11 protein-coding genes and 1 tRNA gene are annotated in these 16,964 nt (G+C 48.0%); 4 read left to right on the top strand and 8 right to left on the bottom strand.

The window, feature by feature from the left end:
* Window positions 1–89 precede the first annotated feature (89 nt).
* Window positions 90–767 carry a DUF1294 domain-containing protein gene (locus L0B52_RS04460; protein WP_235065383.1) on the top strand — a complete coding sequence of 226 codons (678 nt, stop codon included), beginning with the start codon at window positions 90–92 and terminating at the stop codon, window positions 765–767.
* Between the two features lie 9 nt (window positions 768–776).
* Here L0B52_RS04460 and L0B52_RS04465 read toward each other — a convergent pair whose 3' ends face one another.
* The 3 genes from L0B52_RS04465 to L0B52_RS04475 are packed head-to-tail and all read right to left on the bottom strand — an operon-like array spanning window position 777 to window position 7,852.
* Complete coding sequence (locus L0B52_RS04465) at window positions 777–2,933, bottom strand: bifunctional (p)ppGpp synthetase/guanosine-3',5'-bis(diphosphate) 3'-pyrophosphohydrolase (RefSeq protein WP_235065384.1); 2,157 nt, start codon at window positions 2,931–2,933, stop codon at window positions 777–779.
* On the bottom strand, window positions 2,934–5,543 hold the full coding sequence (gene pepN / locus L0B52_RS04470) for an aminopeptidase N (protein WP_235065385.1): 2,610 nt from the start codon (window positions 5,541–5,543) through the stop codon (window positions 2,934–2,936).
* Window positions 5,543–7,852 carry an NADP-dependent malic enzyme gene (locus tag L0B52_RS04475; RefSeq protein WP_235065386.1) on the bottom strand — a complete coding sequence of 770 codons (2,310 nt, stop codon included), beginning with the start codon at window positions 7,850–7,852 and terminating at the stop codon, window positions 5,543–5,545. The genes pepN and L0B52_RS04475 overlap by 1 nt, the downstream gene beginning before the upstream one ends.
* Before the next feature lie 138 nt (window positions 7,853–7,990).
* Between L0B52_RS04475 and ppc the strand changes: the two genes are divergently transcribed.
* Complete coding sequence (gene ppc / locus L0B52_RS04480) at window positions 7,991–10,771, top strand: phosphoenolpyruvate carboxylase (RefSeq protein ID WP_235065387.1); 2,781 nt, start codon at window positions 7,991–7,993, stop codon at window positions 10,769–10,771.
* 107 nt (window positions 10,772–10,878) lie between these two features.
* On the opposite strand, the gene L0B52_RS04485 is transcribed toward ppc, so the two are convergent.
* Window positions 10,879–11,805 (bottom strand): TQO small subunit DoxD, encoded by a 927-nt coding sequence (locus L0B52_RS04485; protein WP_235065388.1) that lies wholly within the window; start codon window positions 11,803–11,805, stop codon window positions 10,879–10,881.
* Between the two features lie 217 nt (window positions 11,806–12,022).
* Window positions 12,023–12,595 carry an RNA pyrophosphohydrolase gene (locus tag L0B52_RS04490; RefSeq protein ID WP_235065436.1) on the bottom strand — a complete coding sequence of 191 codons (573 nt, stop codon included), beginning with the start codon at window positions 12,593–12,595 and terminating at the stop codon, window positions 12,023–12,025.
* 185 nt (window positions 12,596–12,780) lie between these two features.
* Between L0B52_RS04490 and L0B52_RS04495 the strand changes: the two genes are divergently transcribed.
* The gene (locus L0B52_RS04495) at window positions 12,781–12,996 is read left to right on the top strand and encodes a bacterioferritin-associated ferredoxin (protein ID WP_235065389.1); all 216 of its coding nucleotides are present in this window, start codon (window positions 12,781–12,783) and stop codon (window positions 12,994–12,996) included.
* 175 nt (window positions 12,997–13,171) lie between these two features.
* Window positions 13,172–15,139 carry a BCCT family transporter gene (locus L0B52_RS04500; protein WP_235065390.1) on the top strand — a complete coding sequence of 656 codons (1,968 nt, stop codon included), beginning with the start codon at window positions 13,172–13,174 and terminating at the stop codon, window positions 15,137–15,139.
* 127 nt (window positions 15,140–15,266) lie between these two features.
* Here L0B52_RS04500 and L0B52_RS04505 read toward each other — a convergent pair.
* From L0B52_RS04505 to L0B52_RS04515, 3 genes are all read right to left on the bottom strand, one after another.
* Window positions 15,267–15,359 (bottom strand) — tRNA-Ser (locus L0B52_RS04505).
* A gap of 87 nt (window positions 15,360–15,446) precedes the next feature.
* Window positions 15,447–15,623 carry a carbon storage regulator CsrA gene (gene csrA / locus L0B52_RS04510; RefSeq protein ID WP_235065391.1) on the bottom strand — a complete coding sequence of 59 codons (177 nt, stop codon included), beginning with the start codon at window positions 15,621–15,623 and terminating at the stop codon, window positions 15,447–15,449.
* Window positions 15,624–15,722: 99 nt separating this feature from the next.
* Window positions 15,723–16,964 (bottom strand): aspartate kinase, encoded by a 1,242-nt coding sequence (locus L0B52_RS04515; protein ID WP_235065393.1) that lies wholly within the window; start codon window positions 16,962–16,964, stop codon window positions 15,723–15,725.

Consider the following 16,964-nt stretch of genomic DNA (forward strand, 5'->3'; position numbering starts at 1 on the left):
ATATCTCCTGCTGCGTGCGCAGCAGCAATCGTGACATCACAAGGCGTTAACACCATGATAGTTTTATGCCAAGATCAATAAATACAACGATGCATAACTCGAATCAAAAACTCCCTCTCGACACCCCGTTATCTGGCTATATCCAGCATTGGAATGACGCTAAAGGCTATGGTTTTATTCACCAGGATGGCGTCAAAAAAGGGATTTTTTTTCATATTTCTAATCTTCCATACCACCATCATCGTCCCAAAAAAGGCGATCAGGTGTGTTTTATCGCACAACAAAACGATGGCCGTTACAGTGCCAAACGTGTGGTCTTTGCTAAAGATGCGGACAAACTCGATTGGGATGCGCATTACATTATCGACCACCACCGCAGTCCGCATTTACGCTGTGGCGAATTGCTGGTTTTTGGGTTCATCGCCTTATTCTTCCTCGGCGTATTGGCTGTGTTATCAACCACACTCGCGCTCACTTCCGCGGTAATCAGTGTGCTGACTTTTATGCTTTACGCACTGGACAAAAAAGCAGCGATTACCCAAACACAACGTATTCCTGAGGCCAGCTTACACGTAGCAGCATTATTGGGCGGTTGGCCTGGTGCACTTATTGCCCGGCAACTCCTTTACCATAAAACCAAGAAAAAACGCTTCATCATCTTTTTTTGGCTGAGCGTGGTGGTGAATTTTTTCGCCCTTTATCTACTGATTGTCTATTTACCGATTGCGCTAAATCCTGATAACCCATTGATTAAGTTCTTCAGCTAATAACCCTCGTTATCGCTTCACTCGGTGAACACTATTCACATTTTTGACTTGCGCAATGCGGTCAATCACCCGTGATAGCTGTCGCATATCGGCAATTTCCAGGGTAAATGTGCCTTTCAAGCGCTGACGACCATCTTCTTCCATCTCTACGTCAATAATCGTCACTTTCTCATTAGCTAGAATCTGGCTGATATCACGCAACAAATGCGGCCGGTCGAATGCCTCAACCGCCAAATCGAGCGAATACACCCCACCGGCATCTTCTTGCCAATGCACATCAATAATCCGCTCAGGATGCGCATTGGTCAGATGCTGTAAGTTCTGACAGCTGCTACGATGGATATTAATCCCGCGCCCTTGGGTAATGAACCCGGTAATCTCAACCGGAGGTAACGGCTGGCAGCAACTGGCAAAGTTGACCATTAAATCGTCAACCCCACTCACTTCAATACTGCTGCTTTTTTGTTTGCGTGAGGCCTTGAGCGGAATACGCGCTAAACGCTCTCCTAAACTTGGTTTTTCCGGTTGCTGTTTAAGTGCTAAACGTTCAGCAAGCTCGTGAACGACCGTGAGCACCCCCACCTCGCCAAAACCAATCCGCGCAAATAAATCTTGGACGCTATGCACATTAAAATGCCGCGCCAATTGCTGTATATCCTCAGGCATCGCGGTCAAGCTCAAACGCCGACATTCACGATCAAACATCTCTTGACCAGCGAGCACACTGCTTTCTTTTTCCAACTTTTTGAAATAGCTGCGTACTTTGGCCTTAGCGCGCCCACTTTGTAAATAACCCAGATGATCATTAAGCCAATCACGGCTCGGGTTTAGCGCTTTTTGGGTAAGAATTTCTACTGTATCACCGTTTTTAATCGCGGTTGTCAGCGGAACAATCTGTCCGTTGAGTTTTGCTCCTCGGCAACGATGGCCGAGATTGGTATGGATATGGTAGGCAAAATCCAGCGGGGTTGCCCCTTCGGGCAAATCAATCACTTTGCCTTGTGGCGATAGCGCATACACACGATCGCGAAAAGCTTCATTTTTGAACTGATCGAAGACCACATCACCACGCGCACGGTCGCCACTACCATCGAGCATACGGCGCAGCCATTCAATCTGTTGTTCAAACTGGCGCGAATGGCGCGCTCCTTTTTCCTTATAAATCCAGTGCGCAGCCACACCAAGCTCGGCATGATCGTGCATTTTGGTGGTACGGATTTGCACCTCAAGTACCCGACCTTCTGGGCCGACTAATGAGCAGTGTAACGATTGATAACCGTTGGCTTTAGGATGGGCGATATAATCATCAAATTCTTCAGGAATCGGTTGCCATAAGTCGTTGACGATACTCAATACTTGATAACAATCTTCTTCGCTTTCCACTTCCACACGCACCGCACGCACATCATTGACCTGCTCAAAGCGCAAATTTTTGCGCTTCATTTTCAGATAAATACTATTGATATGCTTCACTCGGCCATAGATCTTATTGACCGTCACGCCAGCTTCCTGCATGTTTTGCTCAAGCACGGCAATAATGCGGGTAATATAGCGTTCGCGATCCACACGCCGCTCTTCTAATGAGCGCGCCAATTCTTGATAAATATCAGGCTCTAGAATACGCAGCGCGCGGTCTTCTAATTCCCATTTGAGCTGTGCGATACCAAGTCGGTTGGCAAGTGGGGCGAATAAGTCGCGGGTTTGTAGCGCCAGTCGTTGTTGTTCTAGTGGCAAATATTCATTCGCGCGGCGCATCGCCACAGTCTGCAAGGCAAGTTTTAACACCACAGCACGCATATCGCTGGCCATCGCCAACAGCATTTTACGCAGTTGTTCTAAATCGTTATTTTCCTGCTCATGTAAGGCGTCAATGAGCGCCAAATCATCAAGGGCGCGTAACAGGCCAGTGACATTGGGATCAACTTCGTCGTCAATACGCTGCCCATCGATTAATTTCCCCCGCCATGGCCTGACCAGCAACCCAGCGGCAATCAACGTCGCATCACTGCGTAAATCATAGAGCGAACCAATGAGCCATTGTGTATGCTCATCAAGCGCGCCATTAAGCGTTGCCGCCACATCATACGCGCGCTCAATAAGCTCGCGTGCTGCACTGTCGGGATATTCCGCCTGCCCAGGCAACCAATGTGGCCGCAATGTACTCATCTACAATCCACCCAAAATCCGCTCAATCACTTCTCGCACATCGGTGCTAATCCCGTCAACCTCAAGCAAGCTGTTAAGCTCACCCGTCATTAAACCTTGTCGTGAACTGTCAAGCTGCGCCGCCACCGCAAAAGTATTGAGCATACGCGCGGCAAGCTGTGGGTTCAGGGTGACAATGCGACGAATTTGCCCGATCACAAAGCGATAACCACTGCCGTCTGGCGCGTGGAACAAGGTTAAATTCTGCGCAAATGCGCCAACTAGCGCGCGGAACCGATTCGGGTTGCTGATAACAAAACCTTCACGCTCACTCAGTGCATTAATTCTCGCTAAAGCGCCTTCATCTTTAGCGGATGCCTGTAACGCGTAGTATTTATCCAGCACTAACGGATAATCGGCAAAGCGCTCAGCAAAATCTGCTAAAGCCGCCTCGCGTGCCGCATCATGACGAACATTAAGCGCATGCAAAGCGGCCATGCGTTCACTCATATTACGCGCCTGTTCATAAGCGCCAGTAAAGCGTGCGCGCCACTGCCCGCTATCAGCTTCAGCCAAATGCGCCAATAACACCGCACGCAACTGACGAATCTGCGCATCGGCCGCACTATAGGCGCTATCAGTCGATGTATCGTCTTGTTGTAAGTATGCGTCGGCTTGTTCAGCTAGCATTGAGCTTAAATCGTGACGCAGGCGTATTTCCGCACCAAGCACCGCATCCATATCCCATGGGGTGGCTAACGCATTGATGAGCGATGCAGTCGCTGGAATGCTGAGTAACAGCGCTTTTTCACCCGCGCTACGCGCATCGCTTGCAAGCGCATTACCCATTACAGCGCTGGTTGCGCTAATGAGGGTTTGATAGGTCGCCTCATCTTGCTGATAAGCGGCATTAAATAAGCGACGATAGAGTGTCTGCATCGCTTCAACTCGCGCAAACCCATCGTCCGCATGGGCAACAATATGCGCTAGATCAGCGTGCTGATAACCATAGTCGTAATAGATAGGCGCACTAAAGCCATGCAACCAAACCGGCAACCACTCACCATCGATATCATGAATCACCCGCTCTTCTACGGCCTCTTCTAAAACCCATAAATCACTGGCCGCCTCATCACTAAACCGATACACCTCACCGGCTTTATTAAGCAAGGAGAACACGACAGGGATTACCAATGCCGCCTGCGGTTTAACCTTCTCAGTCTGCTGCTCAGCGCGTAAAGTTAGGCACCGCGAGGCTTCATCATAATGGCTAGAAAACACAACACGCGGGGTGCCTTGATGGGTGTACCAACGGAAAAAATCCCCATCAAACGGAAAACCTGACGCCTCGCTCATACACGCCGCAAAGTCTTCAATGCGTACAGCCTGTCCATCATGACGCTGCACATACAGGCGCATACCGGCCTGGAAAGCCTCTTCACCAATAATCGTATGATACATGCGAATAATTTCCGCACCTTTTTCATAGACGGTTGCGGTGTAGAAATTATCGATCGCCGCGTAGGCTTGCGGCTGAACAGGATGCGCTAACGGGCCAGCATCTTCAGCAAATTGCACGCGACGCAGCATATTAACATTGGCAATACGCTCTAACGCAGCCTCACCACGATCGGCTGAGAATTCTTGATCACGAAATACCGTTAACCCTTCTTTCAGGCTTAACTGAAACCAATCACGACAGGTAATACGATTACCCGTCCAATTATGGAAATATTCATGGCCAATTACCGATTCAATACCCTGAAAATCCTGGTCGGTTGCCGTTGCGGTATCGCCAAGTACAAAACGGGTATTAAACACATTGAGGCTTTTGTTTTCCATCGCCCCCATATTGAAATCGCTGATCGCGACGATATTAAAGCGCGTTAAATCATAATCAAGATCAAAGCGCGTTTCATCCCACTCAATCGCATGAACCAGCGAATCCATCGCAAAGTCGGTTTGCTCAATAAACGCCGCTTCGGTATAGATGCACAAATCCAATTCATTACCGTGAGGGGTCGTCACACTACGCTGCGCTTCGGCCAAATCACCAGCCACCACAGCGAATAAATAACTCGGCTTTGGGTGTGGATCATGCCAGTGCGCATAATGGCGGCCGTTATCCAGCATCCCTTGGTCAATGAGATCGCCATTTGACAACAGCACCGGACAACGTGCTTGATCAGCCTCAATGCGCACGTCATAGGTTGCCAATACATCCGGGCGATCAAGCGCGAAGGAAATACGACGAAAGCCTTGTGCCTCGCACTGTGTACAATAAATCCCGTTCGAACGGTACAAACCCGAGAGCTCTTTATTACCATCGGCGTCAACGTGCACCACGCTCTTGAGCGCAAATGCATCCGGTACATCGGTAATGATGAGTTGCTTACCATCATACTGCCAAGCAGTACTTTCCAGCGCCACGCCATCGATCGCTAAAGATTGCACCGTGAGCGCTTCACCATCGAGTACCAATGCAGCATTGCTAGCGCCTTGACGGACAAAGCGCTGTTGGTGATGGATTTCCGCTTCACCATCATCAAGTACCACCCGCAAGACATGCGATAGAGTGGTAAAGTCTGGTGGTTGGTAGTCCGCTAATCGGGTTAATGCGAGTTCACTCATTAATCAAGGTCACCTTCTTGAATGTGTTCTTTGACACGCGCGTAATAATGCTGGGTTTCCACCACCGCGATCGCAGCCATGTTGATGATGCGTCGGGTGGTCGCACTGATCGTGAGAATTTCCACCGGACGACGTAGCCCCATCATAATCGGCCCAATCACACTCCCATCAGAAACCACTTTCATCAGGTTGTAACTGATATTAGCTGCTTCGATGGTTGGCATCACCAATACATTCGCTGTTCCTTTCACCCCATCTGGTGGCAACAACACATTACGCACTTCTTCAGCGAGTGCGGTATCGGCGTGCATTTCGCCTTCCACCTCTAAATCTGGCGCTGCTTCACGAATGAGTGGCAATGCATCACGCATCACACGCGCGCTCGGATCGTTACTCGAACCAAAATTAGAATGCGAAACCAGCGCCACACGCGGGGTAATCCCTAAGCGTTCAACGGTTTCTGAGGCCTGCAAGGTGATTTCTTTAATGTCTTGGGCGTTAGGTTGCTTATGTACGTGGGTATCAGTGATAAAGATCGTTCCCTTACTGGTCACCATCATCTCCATCGCTGCTGGTTCGTTCATACCTTCAATGGTACCAAAAATGCCGTTAACGCGGCGCAAATGACGATCAAAACGTCCAGTTGAACCACAAATCATCGTATCCGCATAACCGAGCTTAACCAGCATCGCGGCGAGCACGGTTGGGCGCGTATTTAAATGAATCCGCGCGGCATAAGAGCTCACCCCATCACGACCACGCAGCTTGTGATAGCCTTTCCAGCACGCCTCGTAATACGGGTTATTCATCGGCTCAATCAGCTCAATATCGTTATCAAAATCAAGCATCATATTGTTTTCTGTCAAACGCTTTTTGATCGTCTCACGGCGGCCAATCACAATCGGTTTACAAATCCCTTCTTGCACACAGGCGAAGACCGCGCGCAACACGCGTAATTCCTCACCTTCAGCAAATACCACTTTCAGTGGATTGGCTTTCGCCTGATCGATGATCGGCTTCATGACAAACCCGCTACGGTTAAACAATACCGCCAAGCGATCAGCATACGCCGATAAATCCTCGATTGGGCGCTTCGCCACACCGCTTTCCATCGCCGCTTTAGCAACGGCAACGGGTAAGGTCGCAATCAAACGCGGATCAAATGGTTTAGGAATGACATATTCCTTGCCATAAACCAAACGCTGGCCACCATAAGCAGCAATAACTTCTTCACCGGCCGGCGATTTCGCAAGGTCCGCCAAGGCATAAACCGCAGCGATTTTCATCGCTTCATTAATTTCACTCGCTCCAACATCCAGCGCACCACGGAATAGATATGGGAAACACAACACGTTATTGACCTGGTTCGGAAAATCCGAACGCCCGGTTGCCACAATCGCATCGTCACGCACCGCATGCACTTCATCCGGCATAATTTCCGGGTTTGGGTTAGCCAGCGCCAAAATCAAAGGTTTCTCAGCCATTGAGCGCACCATATCGCCACTGAGTACGCCGGCTTGTGACACCCCTAAAAAGACATCCGCGCCCACCATGGCATCAGCCAACGAACGTGCATCGGTTTGCGCAACAAACTCGGCTTTACGTCCATCCAAGCGACCTTCGCGCCCTTCATAAATTGGGCCTTTTGAATCACAAACGATAATATGCTCACGGGCAACACCCATCTCGATAAACATATCCAAGCAGGCCATCCCGGCAGCACCAGCACCTGAAGCCACCACGCGCACTTCCTCTATATTTTTCTTCTGGATACGCAAGGCATTGATCAACGCAGCGGCCGCAATAATCGCTGTGCCGTGTTGGTCATCATGAAACACCGGAATGTTCATCCGTTCGCGCAGTCGGCGTTCAATCTCAAAACATTCTGGTGCTTTAATATCCTCAAGGTTAATCCCACCAAAAGTAGGCTCTAGTGAGGCAACGGTTTCAATAAATTTATCCGCATCGGTTTCGTTAATCTCGATATCAAATACATCAATCCCGGCAAATTTTTTGAACAACACGCCCTTGCCTTCCATAACCGGTTTGCCGGCTAAGGCACCGATATTACCCAAACCGAGCACTGCAGTACCATTCGAGATCACCGCGACCAAGTTACCACGAGAGGTTAGATAATCCGCTTGCAGAGGGTCATCAACAATCGCCTCGCAGGCATACGCCACACCAGGCGAGTAGGCCAACGACAAATCCCGTTGGTTATCAAGTGTTTTAGTAGGTACGACTGAAATCTTACCTGCGGTGGGATAGCGGTGAAAGCGTAGCGCTTCTTCCTTGAATGATTTACTCATTATAATTTCCAATACGGTGGTTAAGAACCGCGTCATTTTAACAGAATTACCGCCTACCCTCATTAGCAGCGGGCAATTTTGCGCAGCAAAAATCATACACGTGCTATGATTTAGCAAACTTTGCTATAGGGAGCCGCGATGACCACCAGCTATGACGACCTGCGCGAACGTATTCGCTTATTAGGCGCAATGTTAGGCCACGCCATCAGTCGCCAGGAAGGAGAACATACCTTAGAGACGATTGAAACCTTACGCAAAGGATTCATTGTCGAGCGCACCAACCCTGATGAGAGCCAGCGTCGAGAGTTAATCGAGCTGATCGCCAGTTTAGATAACCGCATGCTACGCGATATTATTCGCGGATTTAGTCTGTATTTTTCGCTCGCCAACCTCGCTGATGAAGACCGACAACGTCAAGAGCGCGAGGTACACCGCGAGCAACAAGACACCTATTGGGAAGGGTCGTTCCGCAAAACCTTTTTGCAATGTAAAGAAAGCAATATCAGCGCCAAGCAAGTACGCAGTTTGATTGAGCAATTACGCTTTATCCCTGTATTTACCGCTCACCCAACTGAGGCGCGACGACGCACCACCATGAACCTGTTGCAAAAAGTGTATCGCCAGCTTGAGCGCCTCGATCGTCATCCCAATGACAGCCCGACACGCCAAGCGATCCTTGAAGACATCAGCACAGCTATCGACATGCTGTGGTCATCGGATGAAGTGCGTACGCGCAAACCATTGGTCTACGATGAAATTAATAACGGACTGCATTATTTTAAATCGAGTTTATTTCGCGCAATTCCGCAAATTTATCGCAATTTCCAACGGGCTCGCGACATGGCCTACCCTGAGCTAAGCGGTGAAGGCGTTCCGGCTTTTTTACGCTTTGGTTCATGGATTGGTGGTGACCGTGACGGCAATCCGTTTGTCACCCACGAAACGACCATACAAGCCGTGCACATGCATGCACGCACGATTCTCACTCATTATAAAAAACGCCTGAAGAAATTACGCCAGAGCCTAGTCTATAGCGACACCATTGTCTGCATAGACCCAGCAATTACCGCCCGCATTAAACAAGAACGCGAGCTAGATGCAGAGGTTTTTACCTATAACCCGGATGATTATCAAAACGAACCGTATCGACGTCTACTCGAATTAATGCGCAGCAAAATCGATCACACCCTGCATTTTATTCTCAGTGGCGGTACAAACCGTCAGTCCGAGCGTTTTGCTTACCGCGACCCTGAGCATTTTCTCAATGATCTACGCCTCATCCGTCAGGCCCTAGCCAAGCACGACAGCACTCAAGCCGATGGCGATATCCTCGACCTGTTGCGACTCGCTAAAACCTGTGGTTTCCATCTCGCGGCGTTAGACATCCGCCAGGAATCCGCACACCACAGCGCAGTTATTGCCGATATCTTTGCCCATTGCCCAAATTTACCGGACTATGATGCACTCGATGAACAAGGGCGCATGCGCGAGCTTAGTAAACTGATCGAACAATCGGGTGCACCGCTGATCTACAGCAATGAACTTTCTGAAAGCACCCAAGAACAGTTGCAACTTATGCGTACGATTGCCGACTTACGCCAATTGGTGGGTAAAGATACCTTTGGCAGCTACATCATTTCGATGACCAACCGCGCGAGCCATATTCTGGAAGTGCTCTTTCTGATGCGTTTTGCCGGACTATCCGGTAACGACGCTGAAGGTAACCCTTTTGCCGCACTGCCGATCGCACCATTATTTGAAACCATTGAAGATTTAAAAAATATTGACCATATTTTGCCTCGCTTATTTGAGCATAGCTATTATCGTTCATTACTAGAAAATGCCGCCAATATTCAAGAAATCATGCTCGGCTATTCAGATTCATCGAAAGATGGCGGCATCCTCACCTCAACCTGGCAGCTCTACCGTGCACAACAGAACATCACCCAGATTGCTAAGCAGTTTGGCTTACACACCCGCTTATTCCACGGTCGTGGCGGCTCAGTCAGCCGAGGTGGTGGTTCAACCCACCAAGCAATCGCGGCACAACCTCCGGGCACCCTGCAAGGCGAAATCAAATTTACCGAGCAGGGTGAGGTGCTTTATGCTAAATACGCCAACTCAGATACGGCTGTATTTGAACTAACCATGGGTATTACTGGCGCCCTGAAGGCCAGCGCCACCCAATTTACGCAAAACCCACCAAATTTAGCCGCCTATGAAACGATGATGGCCCAGCTTGCTGAGACTGGGGAGCAACGCTATCGCGAGCTCACCGATCACTGCGAAGGGTTTTATGACTTTTTTGCCCAAGCCACGCCGGTTAAAGAAATCAGTTTGCTCAATATTGGTTCACGCCCAGCGCACCGTAAAAAAGGCAACCCCACCAAACAAACCATTCGTGCGATTCCCTGGGTCTTTGGTTGGTCGCTGGCGCGCTTTATGATGACCGCTTGGTATGGCGTAGGTAGCGCGCTGACCAGTGTTAAAGAAGAAGATCAGGCGCTACTGTTTGAAATGCGCGAGCAATGGCCATTTTTTGCCGCTTTTATCAGCAATATCGAAATGGCGTTTACCAAAACCCAGCTCGCCACCGCGCGTGATTACAGCGAATTGTGTAAGGATGAGAACCTGCGGGGAAAAGTGATGGGGGCTATTGAAACCGAACACGCGCGTACCCTGCTAGGACTCAACACCTTGCTCGAGCAAGACAGCCTGCTCTCGCACCAGCCTGCACTCGCCCAATCACTACATTGGCGAGACGCCTACCTTGATCCAATTAACCTGATTCAAATTGAATTACTCGGGCGCTCTCGCGACGCGCAAGCGCACAATCAAGCTGATGAAGAAGCCGCGATTAATGATCCGCTGATCCGCTCGATTAATGCACTTGCTGCTGGTCTGCGCAACACCGGCTAATCCCTCATCTATTACATCGCCACAAAAAAAACGCCTCTTGTTGCTTGAGTTCACAAGAGGCGGTCTATTTAGCGTCGCTTTATCTATGCTTGCTAATAATGCTCAGCTTATTCAGTGAACGTTAATTCCTGGTCTTTGTTATCGATAAGATCAATCACTGCAGAAGTTGCCCCAGCTGGGATTCGAATATCGGTTTTCGAACCCAAACGAAGCTTCAACACCCCATCAACCACTTTGCCAGATTTTGACCAAGGCAGGAAATGCTGTCTCACCACTTCAATCTCTTCTGGTGACTGCTCAACAATGCTGCCATCAGGCAACGTAAAGGTAATACCTTTAACGTAGCTTGCGGTAGAAGAACCACCAGCTTTGACATAAAGCGTGCGCACATCGCTTTGCCCTTCGACAACCTCAGCAACGATACTGTAGTTGTGGGTACTGGTTCTTTTCTCGAAATGGAAAATCCCGAAATAGAAGCTGTAAAAACCAATCGTAATCACCGTTGCTAACACAACCAGAACACCGCTTACTTTAGGCGTTGCCCAACGTGCGAGGATGTCTTTATCCATCAATGAATCGAGTGAATAGCTGCCGCTGCCGATTAAGAAAATGGCTACGGAAATGGCAAAACCGGTTGCTGCCATCGTCCATTCATCCAAACACTCATAACCCATCCAGCCAAAGATGACCATCAGCACGATTTGTAAGCCCATCGAGCCGATTGCTGCTAAACGAGTAAACAAACCAATCATTAAGCATAAACCCACCACAAGCTCAGCCGTTGAAAAGAGATAAGTTGATAAAGACAGTAGCGAGGGTTGGTACATAATCCAGTGGATAATCCCCTCAATGGGTGAACCTGGTGCAGCTGCAACCAATTTGTTCGCTAAGTGCGCGGCACTCTCGATATCATGTTTGGCCGGCATATTATAAAAACGACGCCAACCCGCAATAAAAAAGACAAAACCCATGGTGATGGAAATTGCCCTAACCGCCAGCTCCCGCTTAGCAAAATTAATAGAATCTCTGTACACCAGACCCTCCATTTCATTATTCATTGAGTTTTGTTGCACCAAGCAACCAAATATTACATCTTTAGAGCTATATCTTTTTAGATGTAATTTTTATATTGTCTTTTATTAATAGCAGGATTGCAAGGTGTCAGAGGGTGCGTTTTAACACAAAAACGACTTGTGTTTGATTTATTATTCTTTTCTTTAAGCGTGTCGCAGATTGATGGCCTAAATCGGCTTAGTTGTCGTGCTTATTGCGGTGCGATGCCTTACGAAGGTAATGGCTCTTACGGCGTTTATGCGTCGATTTTTCTGCTGCGGGTCGTGGCGCGAGATTGGGTACATGTTCAGCGAGCTCGTCTAAGGCTTGTTGATAAACTTTACGTTTAAAGTTCACCACTTGCCTGGCTGAGCTCCAGTAATCAATCCAACACCAATCATCAAACTCCGGGGTCGTACAAGCGCTTAAATTGATGTCGTGTTCACCGCAGACCAACTGCAACAAATACCATTTTTGTTTTTGCCCAATGCATTGCACCATCCCCTGACGACGACGGCGGCGAAAACGCGACGGCAAACGGTATTTCAACCAAGTTTTGGTGCTCGCGAGCAGAGTCACTTGCTCGGCAGACAAGCCGGTTTCTTCAAACAATTCACGCAACATTGCCTGTTCACTTGACTCACCAGCATTTACCCCACCTTGAGGGAACTGCCAGGCATTTTGCCCACGACGTTTGCCCCAAAGCGCTTGCCCGTGCTCATTGACAATGATAATACCGACGTTAAAACGGTAGCCAAAAGCGTCAAAAATATTTTCTTCTACTTGATTATTATCCATAGCGGTATTGTTTCACATGCACCCACCCAGCACAATCCGCAACCGTAATTAATTCACGCCTTACTAAGTTTCTTATCAACCACCTGCAAACTGACTTGCTAACGGCAGACATTTACGCTACATTAAACCGTAAATGTAAATCCTTATTATTTGGCATCATGTATATTTGTATCTGCCACAAAATCAACGATAAAACCATCACCAAAAGTATTGCTGATGGGGCGAATAACCGTGTGGCATTAATGAATCAATTAGGCGCTGGTACCGCCTGTGGCAAATGCGTCAGCATACTTGATGAGATGATTGATGCGCATACTATCGCGTCAATAACCAGCGAAGATATGCCGATTCTTTTTATTCCCAGCTCTATTTAACCGCTTATTCGCACTTATCAACCAGTGCTGCAACAGCACTTGAATGTATAGTATTTTCATAATAAAGCATTTTTTGTAAAAAAATGGCTGTCTCTTTTGAGACTATCGCTTGCACCTATTATTGAATATTTGTTAAGGTTGCCCGCCATTTATTAAAAAATAGGAATCTTCATTTATGAATCAACTTAAAGCCCAATATAAGCCGGGGTTCAATCCGGTTGTATTTATTGGCTCTGCATTTATCATCCTTGGGATCACCCTATACGCCTTTTTCCAGCCTGAAGCTGCTGGCACCCTTTTTGGTAACATTCAAAGCCATATTATTGATTTTGGTGGGTGGTTTTACATCTTATCCGTCGCGATTATCCTGATCACCATTGTTTATTTAGGCTTTTCGCGTTTTGGGGATATCAAACTCGGTCCGGACCATGCCACCCCGGATTACAGCCGCATGACCTGGTTTGCGATGCTGTTTTCAGCCGGTATGGGGATTGGCCTGATGTTTTATGGTGTTGCCGAGCCTGTGATGCACATGCTGACCCCACCAACCGCCGAACCAGGTACTCTAGCGGCTGCTCGTGAAGCGATGAACATCACCTTTTTCCACTGGGGCTTACATGCATGGTCTATTTATGCGATTGTCGCTCTAATCTTAGCCGTATTTTCTTATCGTCACGGGCTACCGCTAAGTTTGCGTTCTGCGCTTTATCCACTAATTGGCGACCGTATCTATGGCCGTATTGGGGATTTCGTTGATATCTTCGCGATTATCGGTACGCTTTTTGGGGTAGCCACTTCTCTAGGTCTTGGCGTTTCACAGGTGAATGCCGGTCTACACCACATTTTCCCGGCGATTCCGATTAACGAAAATACTCAGGCGATCTTAATTATTGCCATCACCTTGTTCGCCACGATCTCAGTAGTAAGCGGTTTGGATAAAGGGATCAAAATCCTTTCTGAAATTAACCTGGGTATGGCTGGACTCTTGATGATCTTTGTCTTGATTGCTGGCCCTACGGTTTATTTATTCCAAGCGCTGACCCAGAACCTTGGTGATTATATGTCGGGTATTGTGCAAAAAACGTTCAACCTCTATGCCTATAACAAAACCGATTGGAGCATTGGTGGTTGGACATTGTTCTATTGGGGTTGGTGGATTGCGTGGTCACCATTTGTCGGGATGTTTATCGCCCGCGTATCGCGCGGACGCACCATTCGTGAATTCATCACTGGTGTCCTGTTAATCCCAACCGGCTTTACCTTAGTCTGGATGACCGTATTTGGCAACTCTGCGATTGAAATGATCACCGAACAAGGCAACCAGGCACTTGCTGATATGGTGTCAAACGATGTTTCTATCGCGCTGTTTTCGTTCTTAGAGTCTTTCCCATTATCCAGCGTCACAACCATTCTAGCGATGATTATGGTGGTCGTATTCTTTGTCACCTCATCAGACTCTGGTTCATTAGTGATCGATATCCTGGCGTGTAACGGCTCAGACAACAATCCGGTCTGGATGCGTATATTCTGGGCATTTAGTGAAGGGGTTGTCGCGATTGTCTTACTACAGACTGCCGGAGGCCTTAGTGCTTTACAAACGATGGCTATTGCCAGCGCCCTGCCGTTCACCATCATCTTACTATTATCGATGTATGGGTTGATCAAGGTTCTGAGAGTGGACTTACACAAGCAAGACGCCCTGCGCTTTGATAACCATATGCCGCAAGGGAGCTCGGCTAAAGGTTGGCAAAATCGCTTACACAATATTATGGACTTTCCAAGTAAGGAAAAAGTCGCTCAATTTATTGGTGACACTGCCCTGTCTGCACTGCATTCTGTACGTGATGAGATTCGCGAGAGTACACAGCTTGAAGCCAATGTCGAAGAGCTCAGTAACGATAATATTCGCCTGCATGTCGTTCATGGCGAAGCACATGACTTCGTTTATGAGGTTAAACTTGCTGAGCTGACCGCGCCTGGCTTAGACGACGAACTTGTTGGTCATAACTACGCGCGGGCAGAGATACACCTCAACGAAGGTGGGCAAGACTATGACATTATGGGTTGGAGCGAAGACGGCATAATTAACGACGTCTTGAACCAATACCACAAACATATGTACTTCCTGCATCGTTTGGTATAAAACCACGCAGCCTAAAAAAACCCGCTTCGGCGGGTTTTTTTATTATTGGGTTAAAAAGACTTAGCTTAAGAAATGGGCTTTTTAGGTGATAAACCAAAAAAAACCACCTTGCGGTGGTTTTTAAATCTGGCGGAGAGAGAGGGATTCGAACCCTCGATAGGGCTATAAACCCTATACTCCCTTAGCAGGGGAGCGCCTTCAGCCACTCGGCCACCTCTCCGTATGAAGGGGCGTATATTACGCAAGATAATGCTCAAGGTAAAGTAGCAGGATAAAAAAAACAAATAAGTCCCTTACTTTACGACAATTATTTGTTTTTCTCTTCTTCCTGTAAGCGTTTATATACTTCTTCCCGGTGAACGCTAACTTCTTCTGGTGCTGTAATGCCTAAGCGAATCTGATTCCCTTTAACGGCTATAACAGTCACCTTAATATCATCTTCGATGATGATTGATTCGCCAATACGTCGAGTGAGTATTAACATGTTCCCTATTTCTCCTACCTTCTGGCAATATTATTTTTCGAAAAGGCGTGCGATTATACGCCTTGCGTTATAAAACTCAATTTATTATTCGATCCTTTGTTATGCAAAACTGCTTTCTTCAACCGGTGGTTCATCCAGTTTAAATGCGCTGTGCAGCGCGCGAACTGCAAGCTCTAAATATTTTCCATCAATCCCCACAGAGATTTTAATCTCCGAGGTACTGATCATGCGAATATTGACTCCTTCCTTAGCAAGCGCTGCGAACATTGTGCTCGCGACAGCAGTATGTGAGCGCATACCCACGCCAACCACCGATACTTTCGCAATATTCGATCCTTCGATCTTTACCCCTTCGACATCAGAAAGATGTTCTTGGAGCACCTCTACCGTGGCGTCATAATCCGCACGCGGGACGGTGAAGGTAAAGTCGGTCTTACCACGCTCGCCGATATTTTGAATGATCATATCGACGTTAATATTTGCATCACCAACTGGCCCTAAAATTTTATACGCAATGCCCGGCTCATCTGGCACATCAACCACATTGATTTGTGCCTCGTCGCGGCTAAAAGCAATACCACGCACAATCGCTGATTCCACTGCATTCTCCTCTTCTAAACTAATTAGTGTTCCCTCGCCTTCTTCAAAAGAAGACAGTACCCTCAGGGGGACTTGATATTTACCGGCAAATTCTACCGCACGAATTTGCAAAACTTTAGAGCCTAAACTCGCCATTTCCAGCATTTCTTCAAAGGTAATCCGATCCAGCTTGCGTGCTCGACGCTCGACGCGTGGATCGGTGGTATACACCCCATCCACATCGGTGTAAATCTGACATTCATCGGCTTTTAATGCTGCCGCTAAAGCGACTGCTGTGGTATCCGAGCCACCCCGACCAAGGGTAGTAATATTACCATCAGGATCAACACCTTGGAAGCCCGCAACCACCACCACACGCCCTAAAGATAAATCATTACGAATCTTTTCATGGTCAATGTGGGTAATGCGTGCTTTGGTATAAGCACGATCAGTATGAATCGCCACCTGCGTCCCGGTATAAGACACCGCCGGATAGCCACGTTTATTAAGCGCCATCGCCAGCAATGACATGGAGGCTTGCTCCCCACTGGAGAGCAACACATCAAGTTCACGCGGGGTTGGGCGTTCGCTAATATCTTTAGCGAGACCCAGTAAGCGGTTGGTTTCGCCACTCATCGCTGAAACCACCACCACAATATCATTACCTGCTTTGCGTGCTTTCACCAAACGCTCAGCAACGTTTTCAATACGCTCAACCGAGCCCATCGAAGTACCGCCATATTTATGTACGATTAACGCCAT

This window comes from Suttonella sp. R2A3, from assembly GCF_021513215.1.
Taxonomy (GTDB): Bacteria; Pseudomonadota; Gammaproteobacteria; order Cardiobacteriales; family Cardiobacteriaceae; genus JAHUUI01.

Bases quoted from the DNA above. Each gene is read 5' to 3' on its own strand.
- L0B52_RS04500 (WP_235065390.1), top strand. From the start codon at position 13,172: ATGAATCAACTTAAAGCCCAATATAAGCCGGGGTTCAATCCGGTTGTA.
- L0B52_RS04495 (WP_235065389.1), top strand. From the start codon at position 12,781: ATGTATATTTGTATCTGCCACAAAATCAACGATAAAACCATCACCAAA.
- L0B52_RS04475 (WP_235065386.1), bottom strand. From the start codon at position 7,852: ATGAGTAAATCATTCAAGGAAGAAGCGCTACGCTTTCACCGCTATCCC.
- L0B52_RS04465 (WP_235065384.1), bottom strand. From the start codon at position 2,933: ATGAGTACATTGCGGCCACATTGGTTGCCTGGGCAGGCGGAATATCCC.
- L0B52_RS04460 (WP_235065383.1), top strand. From the start codon at position 90: ATGCATAACTCGAATCAAAAACTCCCTCTCGACACCCCGTTATCTGGC.
- csrA (WP_235065391.1), bottom strand. From the start codon at position 15,623: ATGTTAATACTCACTCGACGTATTGGCGAATCAATCATCATCGAAGAT.
- L0B52_RS04515 (WP_235065393.1), bottom strand. From the start codon at position 16,964: ATGGCGTTAATCGTACATAAATATGGCGGTACTTCGATGGGCTCGGTT.
- pepN (WP_235065385.1), bottom strand. From the start codon at position 5,543: ATGAGTGAACTCGCATTAACCCGATTAGCGGACTACCAACCACCAGAC.
- ppc (WP_235065387.1), top strand. From the start codon at position 7,991: ATGACCACCAGCTATGACGACCTGCGCGAACGTATTCGCTTATTAGGC.